The sequence below is a fragment of the Bacillus sp. AR8-1 genome, assembly GCF_008042345.1.
Classification (GTDB): domain Bacteria; phylum Bacillota; class Bacilli; order Bacillales; family Bacillaceae_G; genus Bacillus_A; species Bacillus_A cereus.
The window spans coordinates 1-25,486 of record NZ_QNUB01000025.1; the positions used below are offsets into that span (position 1 = coordinate 1).

The following is a 25,486-nucleotide window of genomic DNA, read 5'->3' on the forward strand; positions in this document are numbered from 1 at the left end:
ACTGCGCCTTTAGTTAAGCTATTCGTAGCAGTAACAGAGGCGATTTTTTCTTGGCCTTTTTTAACTGTGAACTTAATAGGTGTTTTGTTTAAGTCATAGTGTTCAGGAGCTTTTGTTTCGATAAACTCATAGTCTCCTGGCGGTAATTCATCCACAACTAAACGGCCGTTTTTATCAGTAGTTAAATCGGTACGAACATCGTGTCCATCCTTATTAACAATTTTAAATACTGCACCTTCAAGTGTTGTGTTTTGCTTGGCATCATCAACTTTAATTAACTCAACACTACCTTTCGTTAAGCTATTAATAGCTGTAACGAAGACATGCTTTGTTTGACTTCTTTCGATTGTGAACTTAATTGGTTTTTCATTTAAGTCGTAATGTTTAGGAGCTTTTGTTTCAATAAATTGATAGTCTCCTGGTTGTAAGTCTTTAGCGATGATTTTTCCGTCTTTATTGGTAACTAAATTCGTACGAATGTCGTTACCGTTCAGATCAGTAATTTTAAATACCGCACCTTCTAGCATTTCTTTCTTATCTATAGAGTCAACTTTCGTTAATTCCACGCCACCTTTTGTTAGGCCATTCTTAGCAGTAACAGAAGCGTGAGTTAGTTGACTTCTTTCGATAGTGAAGCTAATAGGTGTTTTATTTAAATCGTAATGCTTAGGAGCTTTCGTTTCAATGAATTGATAGTCTCCTGGGCGTAAGTTCGTAGCAGTAATCTTACCATCTTTATCAGTAGTTAAATCAGTGCGAACAATTTTACCTTTCGCATCGATGATGTTAAACACTGCATCAGAAAGTTTTGTATCTGGATTTATATCATCCACTTTTATTAATTCTACAGCACCCTCAGTTAAGCTATTTGTAGTAGTAACTTGGAGCTTTTCTTTTTGGCTTTTCTTAATTGTAAACTTAATAGGTGTACTATCTAATTTATAGTGTTCAGGAGCTTTCGTTTCAACAAACTGATAGTCCCCAGGACGTAAATCAGAAACAGAAATTTTTCCATGTACATCTGTTGTAAGCTCAGTACGAATCTCGTTACCATTCAGATCAGTAATTTTAAATACCGCATCTTTAAGAGCAGTACCATCTACATCATCCACTTTAGAAAGTTCCACAGCGCCTTTCGTTAAGCTATTTGTAGCTGTAACGGAGATAGGATCAGCTTGGCTCTTTGTAATTGTGAATGGAATTGGCTCTTTGTTTAAATCGTAGTGTTTCGGAGCCGTTGTCTCGATGAATTGATAATCACCAGGACGTAGGTCAGAAACGCTAATTTTACCTTGTTGATTCGTAACAAGATTTTTGCGAATTACAGTACCATTCATATCCACAATTTTAAATACTGCGCCTTCAAGAGTAGTGCCATCGACGTCATCCACTTTAGAAAGTTCCACGCCGCCTTTTGTTAAACTATTTTTCATAGTAACGGTAGCAATATCTTTTTGGCTTTTTTCAATTGTAAATATAATTGGTTTTTTGTCTAAATCATAGTGTTCAGGAGCCGTTATTTCAACGAATTGATACGTACCAGGACGTAAGTTTTCGATAACGATTTTACCTTCACTGTTTGTTTTTAAATCTGTTTTAAGTACTTTGCCATCTTGATCCAGTAAATTAAATACCGCATCGGCAAGTTTTGTTTGAGTGTTTAAATCATCAACTTTAAGTAATTCGATACTACCTTGTTTTAAGCTATTTGTAGCAGTTAAAGAAATAGCTCTCTTCTGTCCTTTTTCAATAGTGAATTTGATTGGTGTTTCATCTAAAACGTAATGCTTAGGAGCTTTCGTTTCGATAAATTGGTAATCACCAGGACGTAGGTCATTAATTTCGATTATTCCTTGTTCATTTGTAACAAGGTCTTTATGAACTACATCACCGTTCATATTAACAATTTTAAATACTGCATCTTTAAGAACAGTGCCATCAACATCGTCTACTTTAGAAAGTTTAACTGCACCCTTTGTTAAAGCATTTGTAGCAGTGATATGAAGAGTTTCAGTTTGGCTCTTTTTAATTGTAAATACGATAGGTTTTTTATCTAAATCGTAATGTTCAGGAGCAATTGTTTCAACGAATTGATACGTACTAGGACGTAGGTTTTCAACAACAATTTTACCTTCATCATTTGTTTTTAAGCCTTCTTTAACTAGCTCTCCGTCTGCATCTAATAAATTAAATACGGCGTTAGCAAGTTTTGTAGTTATATCAATATCGTCAATCTTTGTTAGTTCAACGCTACCGTTTTTCAAAGCATTTTTGCCTGTAACATTGATCTCTTTCGTTTGACTTCTTTCAATTGTAAATGGAATCGTTGTTTCATCTAATACATAGTGCTCAGGAGCTTTTGTTTCAATGAACTGATAGTCTCCAGGGCGTAAATCAGAAACAGAAATTTTACCGTTTTTATCTGTAACAAGATTCGTATGAACTTCCTTACCATTCATATCCACAATCTTAAAGATTGCACCTTCGAGCATCGTACGATCGATGTCATCAATTTTTGTTAATGTTACTGCACCTTTCTTTAAACTGTTAGTAGCAGTAACAGTAATATTCTCTTTTTGACTTTTTTCGATAGTGAATGGAATAGGGTCTTTGCTTAAGGTATAGTCTTTTGGAGCTTTTACTTCAATAAATTGATAGTCTCCAGGACGTAAATCAGAAGCAGAAATTTTACCGTTTTTATCAGTTGTTAAACCTTTGCGAATTACCTTTTTAGTATCATGAGCGTCAACGATTATAAATTCTGCACCTTCAAGAGTAGTGCCATCAACATCATCAACTTTTGTTAAAGTGACGCCACCTGTAAGTAAACTATTTTTTACAGTAACAGGGATAGGAAGATCTTCCTTACTACCTTTTTTAATTGTGAACTTAATAGGTGTTTTGTCTAATTTATAATGTTCAGGGGCTTTTGTTTCGATAAATTGATAATCCCCTGGTGCTAAATCAGGAATAACTAATACTCCGTAATCATCTGTTGTTAAATCTTTCATAATTTCTTTGCCAGTTGCATCTTGCAATGTGAATACAGCGCCGGCAAGAGCTTTACTACTTTCCACATCATCTTCTTTAATAAGTTTAACTTTTCCTTTCGTTAAACTATTTTTAAATGTAAGTGGAAGGAGTTTTTGTTGTCCTTTTTCGATTGTAAATTCAATTGGTTCTACATTTACATCGTAATAAGTTGGAGCCTTTGTTTCGATAAGCTTATAGTTACCAGGACGTAAGTCATCTACAACTAGCATTCCTTTACTATTCGTAACAAGGTCCGTACGAACATCTTCATTAGTATCTCTATTAACGATTTTAAATACTGCACCTTCAAGTGTTTCCTTTTCATCTGCAGCATTCACTTTTGTTAACTCAATACCGCCTTTTGTTAAGCTGTTTTTAGCGGTAACAGTAGCCTGAGTTGTTTGACTTTCTGTAATCGTAAATTTAATTGGTTTTGTATTTTTGTCGTAATACTTCGGTGCTGTTACTTCGATAAATTTATAATCGCCAGGGCGTAAGCCAGTAGCGATAGCTTTACCATCCGCACCAGTTTTTACATTTTCGCGAATAACTTTCTTTTCATCATTTGCATCAACAATTTTAAATACAGCACCTTCAAGAGCTGTACCATCGATATCATCAACTTTTGTTAATTCAACATCTCCTGGTTTTAAAGCATTTTCAGCTTTCACAAGTAGAGTTTCTTTCTGACTTCTATCGATTGTAAATTCAATAGGTTCTGCTCGTAAAACGTAATGTTCAGGAGCAGCTATTTCAATAAATTTATACGTACCAGGACGTAGGTTACTAACTTTAACTTTACCGTGTTTATCAGTAGTTAAGTTAGTGTGAGGGGAAACGTCATTATTATTTGTATCGACAAGTTTGAATACAGCACCTTCTAGTGGTTTTTTCTCACCAAACTCATCAACTTTTAATAATTCAACCTCGCCCGTTTTTAAGCTGTTATTTGCCGTAACAGTAGCAAGAGTTTGTTGGCTTTTATCAATTGTAAACTCGATAGGGTTTGTACTTAACGTATAATCCTTAGGAGCTTCTGTTTCGATAAATTTATAAGCACCAGGCTCTAGATCTTTAACGGTAACTTTTCCATCTGAACCTGTTTTTATATTTTCACGAATTACTTGTTTCTCGTCATTCGCATCGACAATTTTAAATACAGCACCTTCAAGGGCAGTGCCATCGACATCATCGACTTTCGTTAAAGTGACACCACCTTTAATGAGGTGATTTGTCGCTGTAACAGTAAGTGCTTTCTGTTGGCTCTTTTCAACTGTAAATTTAAGCGGTTTTTTATCTATTTCATAATGTTCAGGTGCTTTTTCTTCAACAAATTGGTACTCTCCAGGAAGTAAATTTTTCGCTTCGATTTGTCCGTTACCATTTGTCGTTAATTTGGTATAACCAGGGATTTTTTTGTTATTTCGGTCCCGTACACTAAATACTGCACCTTCTAAAGTATTACCCTCTTTATCAACTTTCTTTAGGATAGCTGAGCCTCTAATTAAGCTGTTTTGGGCCTCTTTATTAATTACTGTTGTTTGATCTTCCTCGATTTTAAATTCAATAAGTCGATCATCTAATTGATAATGCTCAGGAGCCTTTATTTCTTTTAAGTAGTAAGTTCCTGGTTTTAAATTATCTACAGTAATTTGTCCTTTATCATTTGTTATTAATTCTTTATGTTCAGGAATGACATTATGGTTTTGATCAAGCAGAGAGAAAACTGCATTTTTAAGCTTTTCTTTGTTATGAGCATCGGTCTTTGTAAGTACTACTTTTCCAACAAATTTCTCGTTTTTAAGAGTATATGTTGTAGTTTCTTCTGCACCAAGCTTAACAAGTTTACCTGCTTTTAATTCTTTACTAATGACATAGCCATCAAGAGTTTTCATTTCTCTAAGCAGATATTCATCGCGTTTTAAGTTGTTAAACTGAGCGATACCATTGTCATCTGTTGTAATTGTTCGAATAGCAGTTGTACCTGTGCGATCGAATAAAGTAAATACTACGCCAGATAAAATTTTATTTGGATCTGCATTATCTACTTTTTTAATTTGAAGGTTTCCGCGTCCCTTAGTAGCAGAACCGCCTCCAGATCCAGAAGATACTTTAACTACTATTTCTTCAATTTTTTCAGTTTCTGTTAATTTCAAACTATTACCAGTAATCTTCGCTTTATTGCTTACCTTTTCATTATTGTCTGCATTAATGAGTGAACGGTATTCTAAAATATAAGCTCGATCAATAGTATGAAGAAATTCAATTGTAAATTGTTGTTTCCCCGTATTGTTGTCTGTTGTTATTTTGAGTTTATAGTCTTTTCCTTCTTTTAATTCGTTTGTTGTATCTTTCGTTAAAGTGCCATCCACGGCTACTGTTGTCCCATATAGGTGGAATGACTTTTCATCGAGAATTTGATTGTCTGTCGGATCGTCTGTTACGACAGCATTTTCAATCGTTGATTGACTTGCATTAATAGAAACGCTCCAATCAATGTACTTGTCATTTTGTTTTGCTTTTTTCGTAACGCCGCTACCACCATTTTTGATCTCGAATGCACCATGAATATTGGCGATAGTTTCCGATCCATCTTTTAATTTGGCGTAATTATCATAGCGCTTATTAATTTCTTCACCTGCAAGTGAAGTTTTAAAGCTGATATGGTACGCTGTTTTAATTTCATTTTTAAAATGAATCGTTAATGTATTTTTATTATCTTTCGTTGCATTTTCTACCGTATATTCGTCAGGGGAAACAAGTGCCCCTAATTTATAACCGTCTGCACCACCAGTTAATTCCATATGATGAATCTCAATGGAGTCTGGTATAAGTTTTTGATTGTTTTCTAGTACGTCAACGATAGAAGGGTCTTTAATAGTCCTGTTATTATAGTTAAACCCTATGTCCCATTTGATTTCTTTCGTTTGGGCATTGTAAGAACCGTATTTAAATCCGTTTCCTTTTGTATAGCCGTCAGGATTGAATCTATCATGAGATTTACTATTTTTATCGTTCCCATTTATATCTTTCCAAGATAACTCAGCTGTATTTTTGAATGATTTATTATCATCCTTTTTAGATAGAGTCTCGTAATTAAAGTCTGTTGTGTACGTGATGGTTAAAGTTTTATCCATATTAGACTTATAAATACCAGCTAGTGTTACTTTGAATCCGTCAGCTGTTACATCAAGTGTGTAATCAGAGTCTAATTTCAGTTCAGTTGATCCATCAGTAATTTTGAAACTATCTTTTTGTAATGTAAGTCCACTATAGTCAAACGTATCAGTGATAACAGCATCATTTAACACGTAATTGTTATCATTTACAATAATTGTCCATTTCGTTGTTTTCTTATTGTAATCTGTATCGTTTGCATTTTTATTATGTTTCTTTATGATGTTTTGTTGTTGTAATGTAACTTTGTTTGTTTTACTCCATTTTCCATCTGCAATAATTGTATTTTCGATTTCGCCATCTTGTATAACATCATTCTTGGCTTTCGATGTATAAGTAATCACATAGGCACTATTAATATCTTCATTAAATTGTAAATCAAATCCCTCATCGGTTTCTTTTACAGTAAAGTTTGTGGCGTTGTCACCTGTAACAAGTTTTCCGTTATTATCATAAGAAGCATTTTTAACCACGATAGAACTTGCATCAACTTTATGAGATTTGTCCAAGATGTCTTTTAAAAGCGCATCAGATTGTTTAATATCTCTCTGGTCACCGTTGAAAGTAATTGTCCATTCAATTGTTTGTGTTTTTGGATTATATTTACTAGTTTTCTCTAGATGTGTACCGCGTGAAACAGTTACAGTTGCATTTGCGGATACATCTTCTTGATTCTTGCTGGATACTTTTGCTTCATTTTTGAAACTAGTAACACTTTCGTCAGTAATTTTTGTCGCATATTCAATTTGATATGCTTTTTTCGTTTCATTTTTAAAAGCGATATTTAATTTATCGGAGGATGAAGTGAGTGTATATTCTTCTTTACTAACTTCGGCTCCACGAGTCGTTTTCCCGTTAATATCTACTTCTAACTCATAAACCTTAATAGAATCTTCATTGAGATTGGCTCCATTTGGAATATTGTCTTGGAAGACAGCGTTTGTAAGAATGTCTTTTGTTTTGTTCATTTCGACTGTCCAATTGATTTGATTCGTATTAATCGGTCTATCAGGTATACCTTTTTTATTCATAGATTTCTTTACATTAGGTTTGAAATCAAGCTCGATAATAACGTCTTGTTCTTTAATTGGGAAAGGAATTTTTTGTTCCGTAGTCCCTTTAATTTTTGTTTTATTGAATTCCGTACCAACTTTTAAATGACCATCTATATTAGGATTGTCTTCAACGTACTCGTTAAAAGTCATAGTTACTTTTCCGTTTAAGTCAACAACGAACGTCCCAATTTCATGTCCAGTTCCATCAACTAAAGGCTGTGTAATGGTGTTGTGGACGATAAAATATTCCGGTAGTTGGAAAATATAGTAATCTCCCTTTTTTACTTTTAATGATTCTAAAACTTCCCATGTAAAATCGATATTGGCAGCAGAATCAGGATTTGGACGATTATCTGTATCATTAAATGGTTTTCCGTCTTTATCTGTTAATTTTACGCTTGTTAAAATATTTTCTTTAATTTGCTTAGGTGATGGGTCTGGATTTTCAATAGGTTGCCCTGTTGTGTTATCACCAGGGTTCTCAGTAGGTTGCTGTGTCCCGCCATCTTTTGGCTGTTCCGTAGGCTGCTGAGGATTCCCGTTTTTCGGCTGTTTCGCAGGCTGCTGAGGATTCCCGTCTTTTGGTTGTTCCGCAGGTTTCTGCTGTGTTTCACCATCTTTTGGCTGTTCAGTAGGTTGCTGTGCGTCACCGTTCTTTTGCTCTTCGGTAGTCTGCTTAGCATCATCACTATTAATAGTAGGTGAAGTAGGGTTATCTACTTGAACAGGAACTGAGATAGTCTTAGCTACTGTACCTAGAGGGAAAGTGAGTGGGACGGCTTTTATGCCAGGTTTTAAATCTGGATTGAATACAGTGTCAAATTTAATTTTTCCCTTAACACCTTTTGAATCTTTTACTGAATCGTTAAAGACTATTTTCATTTTGTTATCGTTTGCCGTAACAAAATATTGACCAATAATTTGTTGATCTGCCATCAAGTTTCCTTGTTGGTCATTTTTTACTTTTAATGCGTTAGGTATTTGAAGAACTGTTGCATCTTTTTCTTGTGCAATTTGATGATCTTTTATTGACCAAGCATATTCTAGGTGAATGATTGATCCTGCATTTATTAAGTTTTTAGGATTTAATGCTTCGTCAATAATATGATTCGTTGCATCTTTCATTTCAACAGTGTCAAATAAGGAATCTCCTGTTAAGGTTTCCGCTTTTACTTGATTGTATGGAAAACTAGCAAGTTGCGAAAATAGTACGAATACAATTAAACATACATTGAAAAGTTTTTTCATTTTTCCTCCTCTGAACATTCATTTGTCCATTGGGGACTTATTCCACATGAACAAATGGAATATAAAAAGTATTTTTTATAAGCTATTTACTTTTTGCTATCCCTCCGTTTCTATACGCGTTCTCAGACAAGTAGGATTATGTTCAAAGTAATATTATTTAACGTAAAACAAAATGTATATTTACACAGTTCTGTGGAAATATACACAATTCGACAAAAAATGTCGAAAAAAATACTGATATTAAAGAATGATATCAGACCTTTATATGTGAGATAGTTTTCATGTATATCTAGTAAAAAAGAATGGTTATAAAGGTAAGTTTTACGATACATACTAACCAATGTAGTGTATCCCTTTGTGAAGGCTTATTTTTGCCTTAAAGTTATGTGGAGATAAAAAGCTAGATAGGGTTGGTTTTGGTCAGAATGAAGACAATATGTACTTTGAAAATAGTCATTTATTTTGTCTAAAGAGAGTTGTGCGATTAGTGGACCGAAGTTGAAAGATGATAGTTTCTTACATTGTTAGAGGAATATAAGAATTACAGAATATTCGACTAACACGTTACTACGGTCATTTTTGAGACTGTTTAAACAATAAGAAAGAAGGTGTTTTACTCCTTAGTTACAATATCTTTTTAGTAAAGATAAGCTTAAGTAACCTCCGCTAAAGATTATATACTTAAATGATAAAGAGTACAACAGTAGTTCACATATTTTCCCAAAAATAAAAACGGCTGTTTTATGTGGAATAAATCTACAAAACAGCCGTTTTTGGTATTAGATTTCTGTTAAAATTATTGGTTCGCCGCGCGTTACGACAACGGTATGTTCACATTGTGCAACAAGACTTTTATCAGGTGTAACGAATGTCCAGCCGTCGTCACCACGTTCAATAATATGATCAGCTTTCATAGAGATGAACGGTTCTACAGCGATAACAAGACCGTCTTTTAGAAGCGCATTATCCATTGGATCATAGTAACTTAAAATGTGATTTGGTGCTTCATGTAAGCTAAGACCAATGCCGTGACCAGTTAAGTTTTGAATAACATTGTATCCACTTTTATGTGCGAAGTTTGAAACAGCACGACCAATTTGATTTTGTTTTGAGCCAGCTCTAACCTTTTTCATTGCTGCCCAAAATGCATCAACTGCTGCTTGGCAAAGCTTTTCTTTTGCTTCGTCTTCTCCAAGAACAAATGAGATACCTGTATCTGCATAATAGCCATCAAGTGCAGCAGATACATCGACGTTTACTAAGTCGCCTTCTTTTAATACGCGATCTCCTGGAATACCATGAGCAACTTCCTCATTTACACTAATGCAAGTTACACCTGGGAAATCATATTCTTTTTCAGGTGCAGAAATAGCACCATGCTCATCTAATACTTTTTTACCGATCAAATCAAGCTCTTTCGTTGTCATACCTGGCTTCGCTTGTTTTTTCATTTCTTCACGTGCAAGCGCAACGATGCGGCCGATTTTTCGTAAGCCTTCTAAATCTTGTTCATTACGAATAATCATGAAAACCACTGTCCTTCCTCGAATATATATCTTATCCGATTGTATCATGTTTATTTTCGTCCTGCTACTCGCTTGCGGTATGCGGGTTGATTCCTCTCATAAAGAATACATGACAATTGTCATATCGATGTCATGACGCATCATACTGTTTCCTAAGTTTTCCAAGTAATACAATGTAAATATAAGAAACAGCGGGGGTGGAGAGATGGAAAAGATTATTGAAGTAAATGGTGTTTCTAAAACATTTAAACATAAAAACGCAGTAAATAATGTTTCATTTCATGTAAATAAAGGGGAAATAGTAGCGTTACTTGGTCCGAATGGTGCGGGGAAAACAACGACGATGTCGATGATGCTTGGATTAAAGGACCCAACAGAAGGTAAGGTCTTTATATTTGGAAAGAGTCCAAAGCATAGAGATGTTCGTAATAGCCTCGGTGCGATGCTGCAAGAAGTAAGTGTCATTGATAGTATTACGGTGGAAGAGGCAATTGAGTTATTCCGTAGTTATTATACGAATCCTATAGCGAAAGAAACGTTACTGCAGTTATCAAATTTAGAATCAGAGCGAAAGCAAAGATGTGAGAAGTTATCAGGTGGGCAAAAAAGAAGGTTAAACTTTGCGCTTGCACTTGCGGGAAATCCAGATTTGTTATTTTTAGATGAGCCGACAGTCGGAATGGATATTACGTCTCGAAGAACGTTTTGGGAAACGATTCGAAAGTTAGCAAGTGAAGGGAAAACGATTATTTTAACGACGCATTATTTAGAAGAAGCAGATGCTTTAGCAAATCGTATCTTATTATTTGCGAACGGAAAGATTATCGCAGATGGTACACCAGACGAAATGAAAGCAACGATTTCGCGAAAAACAATCACATTTTACTCGAAGGAAAGCATTCCTACAAAGTTACTAAAGGAATTACCAAATGTAACAGAAGTAAAGTCAAACGAAGGACGCTTCATTTTAACAACGGAGGATACGGATGCAACTTTAAAAGCCATTTATCAAAGGAATTTACCTGTAATAGATGTTTCAGTTGAACGTGGAAGCCTTGATGAAGCATTTGAACAGTTTGTCGCAAATCAGAAGGAGGAAATCGCATGAGAGCATTATGGATGCAATGCAAAATAGAAATTTTACGTACATTCCGCAATAAATTATTTATCTTTTTCTCATTATTAATGCCTGTTATGTTTTACTACATTTTTACAAATGTTGTTCAAGTACCACAAAACGGAGATGCGTGGAAAGCACACTATTTAATTTCGATGGCAACTTTCAGTATTGTAGGGACTGCACTCTTTAGTTTCGGTGTGAGACTTTCTCAGGAAAGAGGGCAAGGATGGACACATCTTTTGAAAATCACACCACTTCCAGAGGGTGCGTATATAACTGCTAAAATTATTGCCCAAACAGTGGTGAATGCTTTTTCAATCTTAGTTATTTTTATAGCAGGGATATTGATTAATCATGTTGAGTTAACGGTAGGGCAATGGATTGGTGCGGGGTTATGGTTATTGTTAGGGGTAACACCATTTTTAGCATTAGGAACAGTAATAGGTTCCATTAAGAAGGCGGACGCAGCTGCTGGCTTAGCAAATATCTTAAATATGAGTTTAGCTATAGTTGGTGGGTTATGGATGCCGATTGAAGTATTCCCAAAAATATTAAGAACAATTGGTGAATGGACACCAACATACCACTTCGGAAGCGGTGCGTGGGATATTGTAGCTGGAAAATCAATTGGATGGGAAAATATCGCGGTATTAGGAGGTTATTTCCTTATATTTGTTGTAGTATCAATATATATAAGAAAAAGACAGGAAGCGGTATAAATGATAGAGAAGAAGAGGATTGAGATTTTTCCGAAACATATGGGATTCTTCCCGTATATGTGGTTTGTTTATCTATTATTTCCAATTTATCACTTAGCGCAGGCATCAGGATGGAAGCTTGTAATAGGAAGCGGTATGTTGATAATTTTTATCGTCACATACCGTCAGCTTTATTTTGTTCAGAGGACGTTTGTTTTTTGGGCGTGTATTCAAATGGTACTCATCTTTTTATTTGCTTTATTTTATAATCCTTTTATGATATTTTTTGGCTTTTTCACAGCAAGTGCGATGGGATTTGCGCCAAATAAGAAAGTATTTCGAGTGCTGTTATGTTCGTTAGTTATCATGCTTGGAGCATTTTTATTTGTAAATATGAATCAACTAACAACTACAAGTTTAGTAAATATCGTTCCGATGTTTATTTTAATGCTTCTTACGCCATTTGGTATGCGCAATTTTAATCAGAAAAAGATGTTAAAGAACCAACTGAATGAAGCAAACGAGCAAATTAAAGACTTAGTAAAACGTGAAGAACGGCAGCGGATTGCAAGAGATCTTCATGACACATTAGGACATACGTTATCTCTTATTACTTTGAAAAGCCAGCTTGTAGAGAAGTTAATTGTGAAAAATCCGGAGCGTGCAAGTGTGGAAGCGAAGGAAATTACACAAACGTCTCGTACAGCCTTAAAACAGCTGAGAGAATTAATTTCTGATATGCGTATGATTACGGTAGAAGAAGAGCTAGAGCAAATAAAAGCGATCTTACAAGCAGCTAATATTGAATTAGAAGTGAGGCAAGAAGCAAGATCGAGCTCGTTATCACCAATTGAACAAAATATTGTCGGGATGTGTTTACGTGAGGCCGTTACAAATGTTGTAAAACATAGTAAGGCAACGCGATGCGCAGTTTCTGTATTAGAATCACAAGGTGAGCTGATTTTGAAAGTAGAAGATAACGGAATCGGTTTAACAGATCAAAATCATGATGGAAATGGTATCCGCGGCATGAAAGAACGAATTGCTCTTATTGATGGATTTGTTGAACTAGGTACAATCAATCCAGGGACGTTGTTAACAGTAAAAGTTCCAGTTGTTATTAGAACAGGAAAAGATGAGGTGAGGGCATGATTCGAATTATTATTGCAGAAGATCAACGGATGCTTCGTGGTGCATTAGGGGCCCTACTTGATCTAGAAGATGATATCGAAGTAATTGGGCAAGCGGCAAACGGGGAAGAGGCACTAAAATTAATTGAATCGTTAAAACCGGATATAAGTATTATGGATATTGAAATGCCGATTCAAAGTGGATTAGATGTTGCTGAAGCGTTAAAGAAAGAAAAATCATTATGTAAAGTAATAATTTTAACAACATTTGCACGGCCGGGATATTTTGAAAGAGCAATGAAAGCTGGTGTGCACGGCTATTTGTTAAAGGATAGCCCAAGTGAAGATTTAGCAGCAGCAATTCGTAATGTAATGAAGGGGAAACGAGAGGTCTCCCAAGATTTAATGTTCGGCCTATGGCAGGAGCAAAATCCGTTGTCAGATCGCGAAAAGGAAGTATTGTTGCTTGCGAAAGAAGGAAAGACGGCAAACGAAATTGCGAAGGCACTTTATCTTTCACCGGGTACAGTGCGTAATTATATTTCTGAAGTATTAACGAAGCTCGATGCGAAAAATAGAATTGAGGCAATTACAATTGCGGAAGAAAAGGGTTGGATATGAAAAGAAGTTTACCTATGATTGGTAAACTTCTTTTTTTATTATTGTACCGCTATTACTTTATTTATTTTTTGTAACGGTTTGTAACCGTGTGCTTCAAATGCCTTTGCAAATTCATTTGATACGGCAGTGCCATATAAATCTTTTGCAGCTTGTACAATATGAGATTGAAGTGATTCAAAGTCTTCAGCGGAAGTTGCATAATTTTGCAATGTACGCATAACAACTTTACTTACTTTTTCATTTCCTTGCTTTTGAACAGCAACACCGTTATATGTTTTACCTTCAGCTAATTGATATAATACGTGACTGATAATACCAGAATTCACGTGTGATTCTTGATTATTACCATCGTTATAGAAATCTTGTAAATTTGTATATAATTTATGACCGCCGTCACCAATTTCCCTTGGGATATCACGAATTGTTAGGCCACCTAATGTATCGCCCATAATCCAGTTTCCTTTATCTTTCTTTACGTAATATTCGATTTGTGTACCCCAGAAATCCGCTAATCCCTCGTTTAGTGCAGATGTTTCAGCGCTTGGATATCTCACGACTTTATTTTTCGTCGTGCCACTAAATACAGCATGTCCAAATTCATGAGCTGTTACATCAAGAGCGGATGTTAGTTTTCCGTCTAAACCATCACCAAATACCATTTGGTTCCAAGCGGGATGCCAAAATGCATTTACATAGTCTTCTTTTACACCATCACTAACTTCAGTAGAATCAAAACCGTGTACACTAGCGACAACTTTTGAATCTTTATTGTCGTAACTTTTTAGATTATGTTCTTTCTTAAAGTAATCGTAAATATCACTCATGTTCTTCATAGCGCCCGCGGCTTCTTTATCTGCAAAATTAGGAGTACTACTTGAAATTAGTGTCCCTGGATAACCAGCTTGACTATATCCCCCGAGGGAATCGGCGTAGTTTGCATTATAAATATAAATACCATTTCCGCGTGATAAATCCGCTAAATAAAATTTTCCATCAGTTCCTTTGGCAATATTGAAAGAGATGTTTTCTTGAAGTGCATTTTTCCCAGTTCCTTGCTCACTTGCGGGGGATAATCTAGGTGATGTTACTTGATTTATAGTCTTATTCTCTTTGTTTTTAATGAATTTTTCTTGGAAAAGTACTTCGCCAGTTTTTAAATCAACTATAGCATTGCCGTTTATAATTTGTTCATTGTTTTCATAAGTAAATGTAATAACAGTTGCGAATGTATAATAGCCATCTTTTTTCTTATAAACAACGGTTTCGCTAGAGAATTCTGTCTCAACTGCATCACTTGGAATTTGAACTATATCGCGTAATTTAGATTTTACTTCATTTTTCGACAAAAAATTTGTTATAGTAAGATTAGGTTGTTGATTTAAATTTTGAACAACTTTACCACTAACAGTTGTGATTACTCCATTTTTATCTACTTTTACAATGAGATCTTGGCCATATACTTTATAGTTCTTATATGTTTGTGCAAGGCGAACTTCGGTTTGATTTTCTTTGGTTTCTTTATTTGTAGGTTGGAAATCTACATTTTTTTCAGTAGTGACTTGTTCTTGTTGAGCTTTCGCCCCATTTACCTCACCTTTTAAATACTTTTTAGCAATATTTTCTTTCGTATCATTTTGAGGTTGTGTTAATTTACCGATTGTTAAACCAGGCTGAGCAATTTCAACTTTGACTGCACCTTTGTCTAATTCTTGAGCATGAATAGCTTCTGTTGATAAAGGGCAAAGAAGACCGAATGTAACGAAAGCACTAGCAAGTTTTCTATAATTCATCTATAACACTCCTAATCTATTATTGTATGTGAGATGAATTGTATGAAAAATTTGCCGAATTTTATATATATTATGCATTATTTCATATCAAAAATTGTCGAATTCACATTATTGTAGTGGTATGACAACTCAAAAAATTAGATTGTTCTAATGGGATGGTGAGTAAGTATGCACGCAGAAAAATTAGGAAGTGAAATTAAGAAAATTAGGGTGATGAGAGGATTAACACAGAAACAGTTATCCGAGAACATATGTCATCAATCGGAAGTGAGCAGGATTGAATCGGGCGCGGTATACCCAAGTATGGATATATTGCAAGGTATCGCAGCAAAATTACAAGTTCCCATTATTCATTTTTATGAGGTACTCATTTATTCTGATATTGAAAGAAAAAAACAGTTTAAAGATCAAATCATTATGCTTTGTAAGCAAAAAAGATATAAAGAAATTTATAATAAAGTATGGAATGAGCTGAAAAAGGAAGAATATCATCCTGAATTTCAGCAGTTTCTTCAATGGCAATATCATGTAGCAGCTTACATATTAAAGAAAATCGATTACGAATATTGTATTTTAGAATTGAAAAAATTGTTAAATCAACAGTTAGCTGGAATAGACGTATACCAAAATCTTTATATAGAAAATGCGATTGCAAATATTTATGCTGAAAATAGCTATTTTAAGAAGAGTATTGAGTTATTTGAAGATATATTAAAACAATTAGATGTATTGCATGATAATGAAGAATTTGAAGTGAAGGTAAGATATAATCATGCAAAAGCATTATATTTAGATAATCAATATGAAGAGTCACTTTATCAAGTAAATAAAGCGATTGAAATATCATGCCGAATTAATAGTATGGCATTAATTGGACAGCTATATTATCAAAGAGGTGAATGCCTAGGGAAGTTGGAGTACGATGAGGCAGAGGTTGAAGATGCATATAAAAAGGCAAGTTTCTTTTTTGATATATTAGAAATGCATGCATATAAAGAAGCGCTCGTAAATAAAATCAGTAGATAAATATCCTAAAAAATGGGTATGCATAATTGCATATAATAGGGATAAATTTTCATGATATATTAAAATAAAAAATGTGGGTGATGGAATATGAAGAAATTACTTATTGGTAGTTTATTAACGTTAGCGATGGCATGGGGTATTTCATTAGGCGATACGGCATTAGAGAAAAGCCATATAATTTCTCATAACGATCAAGAGGTACAATTAGCTAAAGATTTACCTTTTGAATATTAAAAAACAACCGTCTTACTTAGGCGGTTGTTTTTTTATGGAGTAACATCCAAACGTCTTTACTAGAAACAGGTTTGCTAATAAAGAATCCTTGAATGTGATCACAATTTTGTTTATGTAAAAATTCCCATTCTTCTGCTGTTTCTACACCTTCTGCAATCACTTTTAAATTTAGTTCTTTTGATAGTGTAATAATGGAAGAGACAATTGCTTCTTCTAAAGGACTAGTTGTAATTCCACAAATAAACTCTCGAGCGATTTTTAATGTGTTGATTGGGTATTTTGTTAAATAAGCTAAAGAACTATAACCAGTTCCAAAGTCGTCGATTGAAATTTGAATACCGAGATTTTGAAGTTGTTCTAGTTTTGCAACTACAGATTGATTTTGATTAATTGCGATGCTTTCCGTAATTTCAATATCTAGTGCTTCTGGTTTCAGTTCTGTTTCTTCCAACACCTTTGAAATAGTTGGGATTAAATCTGCATGGTTAAATTGAACAACAGATAAATTTACACCAACTTTTAAGTGAGAAAAACCTTGATTATGCCATCTTTTTGCCTCTAAGCAGGCAGTACGTAAAATCCAATTGCCAAGTTCAATAATAAAACCAGTTTCCTCTGCTAGAGGGATAAATTGGGCAGGAGATACGATACCGAGTTTTGGATGCTTCCAACGTATTAATGCTTCAAAACCGATAATTTGTTTTGTTTTTGTGCTTACTTGTGGCTGGTATTCAAGGAAAAATTCATTTTGTTGTAATGCTTTTGAAAGTTCACCTTCTAAGAATTGAATTTCATTTTGAGCGATACTCATTTCTTTTGAGAAGAAAACAAATCTGTTTTTTCCATTTGCTTTCGCACGGTACATAGCCATATCAGCATTTTTCATTAACTCATTTACATTAGTTCCATAATCAGGGTACATCGCAATTCCGATACTTGGTGTAATAGAGAGTTCTTCGCCTTGAATGAAGAATGGTTTGTTTAAAATAGTTAAAATCTGTTCAGCTATAAAAATTGCACTTTTTTCTGAGTACATTTCTGGTAATAGAATTGTAAACTCATCTCCACCTTGGCGAGCGACGATATCTTTTGAACGCAAGCAACCGCGTAATCTTTTTGCTACTTCAATTAATAATAAATCTCCTACGTCATGACCAAGTCTATCGTTAATTTTTTTAAATCGATCTAAATCAAGGAATATGACGGCAACATCATTTGCGTTAGTTTGGGCTGTATTTAAAATGGCTTTTAAATCTTTTTCGAACTTTCGGCGATTTGGTAATCCAGTAAGTGCATCGTGAAAGGCTAAATGCTCTACTTGTTTTTGTTTTTCATATAAAGTTGTAATATCACGCGCTATCCCAAACATTCCGACCACTTCTTTGTTTATAAAAGTAGGGATAAGTGTAATATGAAGATAATAATAATAGCCTTCTTGTTCTTTTGTACGAACTTCTAACGTTTGTGGCCTACCTTCCTTTGTAATTTGTAAAGCCTTCTTTAGTAGTTCGTGGTCTTTTGAATCAATGAAGTGTACCAGAGAATAGCTTGCTACTTCACAATAATAGGCAGTAAATAAGCTTTCGCATGCCTTATTAGATTGTTGAAAAATGCCATTCATATTTAAAGAGAAAACGGCATCGGGATGATCTTCGAATAAAGACTTATAGCGTTGTTCACTTTTTGATAATGCAAATGCACCTTCTTCAACTTCGTCCTCTAGTTGTGTAGTCAACTGTTCATATGTAAGGATTAGTACTTGATTATCTTTCCACATGTAAAGTTGCCGCAAGAATAACAAAATAAGTGATAATACGAGACCAATTAACATAAATTTATCATCCCAAGGTTGAATGATAATAAAGGAAAAAGTAATAATTATACTAAAATAAGGTAGTATAAAACGTACATAATCGAATCGATAATATTTTGCTTTCGTTTCATGTTGCATTGGTTTATCCAAGATATATAGTATGGAAGAAAGTCCAATTAATAAAATAGAAGCAGTGTGTATTAAATAATTAAATTCAGGAGAAGTTTTCATCCCAAAATTTAATTGAAACAGATGAATGTAACCGTATACGAGTATAATAGTGAAACCGATAATTAATGCGATTCTACTAGAAGAATATTGTTCTCTTCTATAAAGACTAATAACGGCGTAAATTACTAATGATTGTGCAATAAAATAGCCAATTAAAATCCAAGTTTCCTTTGTTAACATACGGAAGCTTGAAAGGTCCAAGATAAAAGTTAAAGTGAAATAAATGTTCATAATAACAATAAAGATGCTATCGAATGAAAATTGAGCAAGACCCTTAATAGAGTAAATTTTTATAAACTTTATAGCAAATCCAACAAAGAGTAAAACATATTGTATGATAAAAAAAGGTAATGCTTTATATGAGAATATAACTTGCTTATGAATAGAAAGTGAAGGAAGAAATAAAGTTATTTCCATAGCTAACCCGCATAGACAAGTACATAATAATAAAATCCAAAATAATTTATCACCATGCGTCATTTTTCTAATCGCTTTACATAAGCAATAGCAAGAAAAAAGTGCAGCGAAACAGAATAAGAAAAGAATCCCGATTTCTTTTATATTCGACTCATTTGGTATAAGGAATATCCAAAGAGCAAATATAAATATGTATATTATGACAGATTGTATATACTTTTTTTGATTAATCATATTATGACTCCGTTTCAATAAAGTTGAATCTCGGGGAGAAAATGCTAATTTAAATAATAGCATATAAAACAGAATGTTTTTTACTATAAAAATTACTTTTTTGAAAAAATGGTGCAAAGTTACAATTTACCACTGTAACATTGCACCACTTATTCTTTTAATTCCTCTTATAGCAGAAAGTTCATCTATTAATTGGAATAGTGCTAAGTCTTTTTGTTTACTTTCAATCATAATATCGAAATTATGATTGTGTTTTTTTGCAATGTGTAAGAAAGGCTTAATAAACTCTAAATCGATATATTCAGCGTGAGCCCTAAATTCTTTTTCCGATCTCGGGGAGGAAATGTGAACTTTAGGAGAGATATTTGTATGTGACCAAGTTTCAAAAATTGCAGGAAGCAACTCTTCTAGTGGTTCCTCGCAAAGATTGGCCATATGATGATGATAATCAAATACAAATGGAATATTTTCTTTTTGGCAAATGGATAAAGTTTCAGCGGTTGTATAGGTTTTATCATCATTTTCAAGAGTCATTTGTTTTTTTATATGTGTAGGAAGTTTTTTTATGTTTTCATGGAAGCGCTCAATTGCCTTTTCTTTATTTCCATAGGCTCCACCTACATGAATATTAATGTAAGAAGAATCTGCAATGCCTATAGCATCCAATATTTTATAATGATAAGTCATATCCGTAATAGCGTTAGTAGTAATATGTGGTTTGTCGCTTGTAAATAGCGTAAATTGATTCGGATGAAAACTTATTCGTAAATTGTGTTCTTTAATTAAAGCCCCTATTTTATGCCAAAGTGGTGTGAATACCCCAATATAGTCAAACTCGACTTCGGGATGTGTTGCAAGTGGGACGATGGAAGACGATAGGCGATATAGTGGGATTTCATGTGCTATATTGTAATGAAGGATACGTATTGTGTGCTCTAAATTTTGCCTTATAACATGATACAGTTTGTCTTCTCGCTCTTGCTTGCTAAGTTTCTTAAAGCTTGTAAACGTCATTGTTTTGGCAGGAGAACAGTCCCAGAGTGCCATTGCATGTGAGACATATCCAAACCGCATAATCATATAAGATACACCTCTTTTATTCATTGTCTTTCCTATAAAAAGAAAGCAAGCATTGTTCCAATCCATTCCTTTCCTCTATCGATAAGAGAAGTTGGGTTTACATCGCTATAGGAAAGTATGGATGCATTCTTTAGGTCTTCATGGAATTTATTTTTTACTGTTTGAATGAAATGTTTATTATATAACAGGCAGTTTATTTCATGGTTAATATATAAACTTCTCATATCAAAGTTTGCTGTTCCGATATCACAAATATCATTATCCACTATAATAATTTTGGCGTGAAAAAAACCTTGTTGAAATGCATAAATATTGCAACCAGCCTGTATTAATTTTCGGCAGTACGGGAATTTTGCTTCTCGAACGAGAGGGTGATCAGCTTTTTCTGGAACAAGAATTGTGATTTGAACCCCTCTTTCTCTTGCTTTTAATAAGGCATTCATAATTTTTTTTCCAGGAATGAAATATGGTGTACCGATACAGATTTCTTTTTTTGCTCCGTTAATTAAATGTAAAAAAGTATGCTGTAAATAAGCACCATCAGTCGGAATAAATTGATGCAGTATGGTACCTGGGTTTTGTTTTGGAAAATAAAGAGAAGCATCCAATAAATCCTGTTTCGTATCATCAAACCAGTCATGCAAAAATTGCTTTTGTAAATCTTGAACCCCTTCTCCTGTAAGACGTAAATGATAGTCTCGCCATAATCCTAAATATTCATTATGCCCCAGATACTCTTCGCCGATATTAAATCCCCCGATATAGCCAGTTTTCCCATCAATCACTGTAATTTTTCTATGGTTTCTTTGATTGGCAGAAAAGAAAAGCAGAGGAAATTTTACCTTATGACAAAATGAAAAAGATACACCATGTTTTCGGAGGGAGCGAATAGCTTCGTTTGATAAAGAATGGCTGCCAAATCGATCAAGTAAAAGTCGTACTTCAATTCCTTCCTGAGCCTTATCAATCAACAACTTTAAAAATTCGCGACTGATTTTATCGTTTTTTACAATGAAGAATAAAATATGAATGTGGTGCTGTGCTTGTTTTATATCAGTAAATAAAGCGTCATACAAATCTTTCCCGTATGTATAAAGGTGAAAATCACTTTGACGTAAAGGGAAAGTGCGAGAGCTTACCCGTTTTAAATGAAGAAATCTTCCGTATGAAAGATCAATTGTAATCCAAAGAGCAACGGATATTAACAAAAGAGATAAGTAGAGCATCAGTGAATTCCCTCCTTCGCATTCTTTTCACCTTCAGTGTGTTACAAATGATACGGGTAGCACGGCTGTTATTATAAATTTCATCAGATGATAGTATGTTGCACTGATTAAAGTTTCACTTTATCCCGCTTTAACGGGCAGTAAGCCTCTCACCTCAAAAACTGGTGGATAAGTAGAAGTTAGTTTGGAAATCAACTGCCCGTAAAAGCCCTACTGATTAAAGTTTCACTTTATAGTTTCACCGAAATAAACAGCTTTATGAAAAAATGTGTTGTTCTATAACAAAAAACTGTTGACTGAATGCTCACTCATTATATAATGGGGATAGGGGATATAATTCAGAAAATTATATATTTTTGAAGATTCAAAAAAGAAAGAGGGCTTACAAAGAGAGGGGTAGCATAAAAATGAATAGCTTACTGATCATTAATTGGCTGGCTGCCATTGCTGTTATTGCTTATGCAGGATATTTGTTTGTATATCTTATACGGACGAGAATGGCCTACATACAATTAGGAAAAAAAATTGAATTTGACCGTCGTTTTAAAGAGCGTTGGGATCTCCTTAAGGTCAATGTTTTCGGTCAGAAAAAGCTGCTGAAAGATAAGAAAAGCGGCATCATTCACGTTATGTTCTTTTACGGATTTATTCTTGTCCAATTTGGAGCAATTGACTTCGTTTGGAAAGGACTCGCACCAGGATCACATCTTCCACTTGGACCACTATACCCTGCATTTACATTCTTCCAGGAAATTGTCACACTTGTTATTTTAATTGCAGTATTTTGGGCTTTTCATAGACGTTATGTAGAAAAGCTTGTTCGTTTAAAACGTAACTTCAAATCAGGTCTTGTTCTTATCTTTATCGGTGGCTTAATGATTTCTGTGCTACTTGGTAACGGTATGGGACTTATATGGCATGGCGAGGAGCTTTCATGGAGTGAACCAATCGCTTCTGCAATCGCTTACGTTTTTAGCGGGATAAATGAAACCGTAGCAATTTCAGTGTTCTATTTTTCTTGGTGGGTGCATTTACTAATTTTGTTAACGTTTTTAGTCTATGTTCCACAATCAAAACATGCGCATTTAATTGCGGGACCAGCTAATGTATTCTTCGGTCGTCTTTCAAACCCAGGGAAGCTTGAAAAGATTGATTTTGAAGATGAAACGCAAGAAACATTTGGTGTTGGTAAAATTGAAGACTTTAGACAAAATCAACTTATTGACTTATACGCTTGTGTAGAGTGTGGTCGTTGTACAAATATGTGTCCGGCAACAGGAACAGGAAAAATGTTATCGCCGATGGACTTAATTTTAAAACTTCGTGATCATTTAACTGATAAAGGAGCTGCGGTAACATCAAAAGCACCGTGGGTTCCAGTAGTTGCCTTCAATAATACACAAGGAAATCAGTTAGCGATGATGGCGGCTGGAAAAGGACAACAAGAATCAGCGGCTACAACTCTCGCTTACGATCCGAGTTTAATCGGAGATGTTATTACAGAAGAAGAAATTTGGGCATGTACAACGTGTCGTAACTGTGAAGATCAATGTCCAGTTATGAATGAGCATGTTGACAAAATTATTGATTTACGTCGATATCTCGTTTTAACAGAAGGAAAAATGGACGCGGAAGCACAACGCGCGATGACAAATATCGAGCGTCAAGGGAATCCGTGGGGTCTGAACCGTAAAGAGCGTGAAACATGGCGCCAAGGTGATGACGAAGTAACAGTTCCAACTGTAAAAGAAAAATCAAAAGCTGGGGAGGAATTCGAGTATTTATTCTGGGTTGGTTCAATGGGATCATACGACAATCGTAGTCAGAAGATTGCGATATCGTTTGCGAAGTTAATGAACGAAGCAGGCATTTCATTCGCAATTCTCGGTAATAAAGAAAAGAATTCTGGAGATACACCACGCCGCCTTGGAAATGAATTTGTATTCCAAGAGATGGCGACAAAGAATATCGAAGAATTTGAAAAGGCAGGAGTGAAGAAAATCGTTACGATTGATCCTCATGCTTATAACACATTTAAAAATGAGTATCCGGACTTTGGCTTGCAAGCAGAAGTCTATCATCATACAGAATTGTTAGCTCAGTGGGTGAAAGAAGGACGCTTAAAGCCTGTTCACGCTATTGAAGAAACAGTTACGTACCATGATTCCTGTTATTTAGGAAGATACAACGAAGTGTACGAAGCGCCACGTGATATTTTGAAAGCGATTCCTGGAGTGAATCTTGTAGAAATGGCACGTAACCGTGAAACTGGAATGTGCTGTGGCGCAGGTGGTGGCTTAATGTGGATGGAAGAAACAACAGGTTCTCGTATTAACGTTGCTCGTACAGAACAAGCATTAGCTGTACAGCCATCCATTATCGGTACAGGTTGTCCATATTGCTTAACGATGATCAGTGATGGAACGAAAGCGAAAGAGGTAGAAGAGAAAGTTCAAACTCTTGATGTGACAGAGATTTTAGAACGATCTGTTATCGGACAGAAAAAAGAAGCGATGTAGTTTATAAGAATGTATACAACTTTAGAAAGAGGTGCAATGATTGCACCTCTTCTCAACGTAGGGATACCGAGCGAGCGCTCAGTGTTAAAAAAAGAAATGGGGGAAAGAAACATGAGTAAAACAGTTATTTTAAGTGCTGCAAGAACACCAGTTGGAAAATTTGGAGGATCTTTAAAAGATGTAAAAGCGACGGAACTTGGAGGAATTGCAATTAAAGCAGCGCTTGAAAGAGCAAATGTTGCGGCTAGTGATGTTGAAGAAGTTATATTTGGAACGGTTATTCAGGGGGGACAGGGGCAAATTCCATCGCGTCAAGCTGCAAGGGCTGCTGGAATCCCTTGGGAAGTGCAGACGGAAACAGTGAATAAAGTTTGTGCATCAGGACTTCGTGCGGTTACGTTAGCGGATCAAATTATTCGTACTGGCGATCAATCACTGATTGTAGCTGGCGGTATGGAGTCGATGAGTAACAGTCCTTACATTTTACGCGGAGCAAGATGGGGATACAGAATGGGCAACAACGAAGTTATTGATTTAAACGTTGCTGACGGTTTAACATGCGCATTTTCAGGTACACACATGGGTGTTTATGGCGGAGAAGTTGCGAAGGAAGATGAAATTTCTCGCGAAGCGCAAGATGAATGGGCATATCGTAGCCATCAGCGTGCGGTTTCAGCGCATAAAGAAGGACGTTTTGAAGAGGAGATCGTGCCAGTAACGATCCCGCAAAGAAAAGGCGATCCTATTGTTGTTGCAAAGGATGAGGCGCCACGTGAAGATACAACGATTGAAAAGTTAGCAAAGTTAAAACCTGTATTTGATAAGACAGCGGCAGTGACAGCTGGTAATGCGCCAGGACTAAACGATGGTGGTGCCGCACTTGTGTTAATGAGCGAAGACAGAGCGAAGCAAGAAGGAAGAAAGCCATTAGCGACAATTTTGGCGCATACAGCAATTGCAGTGGAATCTAAAGATTTCCCAAGAACGCCAGGTTATGCAATTAACGCATTGCTTGAAAAAACAGGCAAGACAATTGAAGACATCGATTTATTCGAGATTAATGAAGCATTTGCAGCGGTAGCAATTGCAAGTACAGAAATCGCAGGAATTGATCCAGAAAAATTGAATGTAAATGGCGGCGCGGTAGCGATGGGCCATCCAATTGGAGCTAGCGGAGCGCGCATTATCGTTACGCTAATCCATGCACTTAAGCAGCGCGGCGGCGGAATTGGAATTGCATCGATTTGTAGCGGTGGCGGTCAAGGGGACGCAGTGATGATTGAAGTTCACTAATTAAAGTTCGAGGGT

General features: G+C 35.2%; 14 protein-coding genes. 8 read left to right on the forward strand and 6 right to left on the reverse strand.

The window, feature by feature from the left end:
• A partial coding sequence (locus tag DN400_RS18990; protein WP_147801863.1) for a SpaA isopeptide-forming pilin-related protein occupies positions 1-8,513 on the reverse strand: 8,513 nt, incomplete at its 3' end.
• A gap of 779 nt (positions 8,514-9,292) precedes the next feature.
• On the reverse strand, positions 9,293-10,087 hold the full coding sequence (map, locus tag DN400_RS18995; protein ID WP_003313889.1) for a type I methionyl aminopeptidase: 795 nt from the start codon (positions 10,085-10,087) through the stop codon (positions 9,293-9,295).
• Between the two features lie 157 nt (positions 10,088-10,244).
• Here map and DN400_RS19000 point away from each other — a divergent pair, with 157 nt between their 5' ends.
• Genes DN400_RS19000 through DN400_RS19015 form a run of 4 tightly spaced genes read left to right on the forward strand, consistent with a single transcriptional unit; the run spans position 10,245 to position 13,608 of the window.
• Entirely contained in the window at positions 10,245-11,147 is a 903-nt protein-coding gene (locus tag DN400_RS19000; protein ID WP_016513273.1) for an ABC transporter ATP-binding protein, read from the forward strand.
• Positions 11,144-11,878: an ABC transporter permease gene (locus DN400_RS19005; protein WP_001202428.1), complete on the forward strand. Its 735-nt coding sequence runs from the start codon at positions 11,144-11,146 to the stop codon at positions 11,876-11,878. Before DN400_RS19000 ends, DN400_RS19005 begins: the two co-directional genes overlap by 4 nt.
• Complete coding sequence (locus DN400_RS19010; RefSeq protein ID WP_061661111.1) at positions 11,879-13,009, forward strand: sensor histidine kinase; 1,131 nt, start codon at positions 11,879-11,881, stop codon at positions 13,007-13,009. It begins immediately after the preceding gene.
• Positions 13,006-13,608, forward strand: a complete 603-nt coding sequence (locus DN400_RS19015) for a response regulator transcription factor (RefSeq protein WP_063549173.1) — start codon at positions 13,006-13,008, stop codon at positions 13,606-13,608. The genes DN400_RS19010 and DN400_RS19015 overlap by 4 nt, the downstream gene beginning before the upstream one ends.
• 38 nt (positions 13,609-13,646) lie before the next feature.
• On the opposite strand, the gene DN400_RS19020 is transcribed toward DN400_RS19015, so the two are convergent.
• Positions 13,647-15,398, reverse strand: a complete 1,752-nt coding sequence (locus DN400_RS19020; protein WP_001109501.1) for a M4 family metallopeptidase — start codon at positions 15,396-15,398, stop codon at positions 13,647-13,649.
• Positions 15,399-15,566: 168 nt separating this feature from the next.
• Between DN400_RS19020 and plcR the strand changes: the two genes are divergently transcribed.
• Positions 15,567-16,424, forward strand: a complete 858-nt coding sequence (plcR, locus tag DN400_RS19025) for a transcriptional regulator PlcR (protein WP_000542919.1) — start codon at positions 15,567-15,569, stop codon at positions 16,422-16,424.
• A gap of 87 nt (positions 16,425-16,511) precedes the next feature.
• Positions 16,512-16,658, forward strand: coding sequence for a quorum-sensing peptide PapR (locus tag DN400_RS19030; RefSeq protein ID WP_000734730.1), 147 nt, complete (start codon positions 16,512-16,514; stop codon positions 16,656-16,658).
• Positions 16,659-16,674: 16 nt separating this feature from the next.
• On the opposite strand, the gene DN400_RS19035 is transcribed toward DN400_RS19030, so the two are convergent.
• The 3 genes from DN400_RS19035 to cls form a co-directional block, all read right to left on the reverse strand.
• The gene (locus tag DN400_RS19035; protein WP_065229605.1) at positions 16,675-19,353 is read right to left on the reverse strand and encodes a DUF4084 domain-containing protein; all 2,679 of its coding nucleotides are present in this window, start codon (positions 19,351-19,353) and stop codon (positions 16,675-16,677) included.
• A 126-nt stretch (positions 19,354-19,479) separates the two neighbouring features.
• The gene (gene uvsE, locus DN400_RS19040; RefSeq protein WP_065229632.1) at positions 19,480-20,433 is read right to left on the reverse strand and encodes a UV DNA damage repair endonuclease UvsE; all 954 of its coding nucleotides are present in this window, start codon (positions 20,431-20,433) and stop codon (positions 19,480-19,482) included.
• Between the two features lie 32 nt (positions 20,434-20,465).
• Positions 20,466-21,659: a cardiolipin synthase gene (gene cls / locus DN400_RS19045; protein WP_065229604.1), complete on the reverse strand. Its 1,194-nt coding sequence runs from the start codon at positions 21,657-21,659 to the stop codon at positions 20,466-20,468.
• A 407-nt stretch (positions 21,660-22,066) separates the two neighbouring features.
• Between cls and DN400_RS19050 the strand changes: the two genes are divergently transcribed.
• Positions 22,067-24,178, forward strand: a complete 2,112-nt coding sequence (locus DN400_RS19050) for a (Fe-S)-binding protein (RefSeq protein WP_001086772.1) — start codon at positions 22,067-22,069, stop codon at positions 24,176-24,178.
• Between the two features lie 9 nt (positions 24,179-24,187).
• Positions 24,188-25,471: an acetyl-CoA C-acetyltransferase gene (locus tag DN400_RS19055; protein WP_147801864.1), complete on the forward strand. Its 1,284-nt coding sequence runs from the start codon at positions 24,188-24,190 to the stop codon at positions 25,469-25,471.
• Positions 25,472-25,486: the final 15 nt, after the last annotated feature.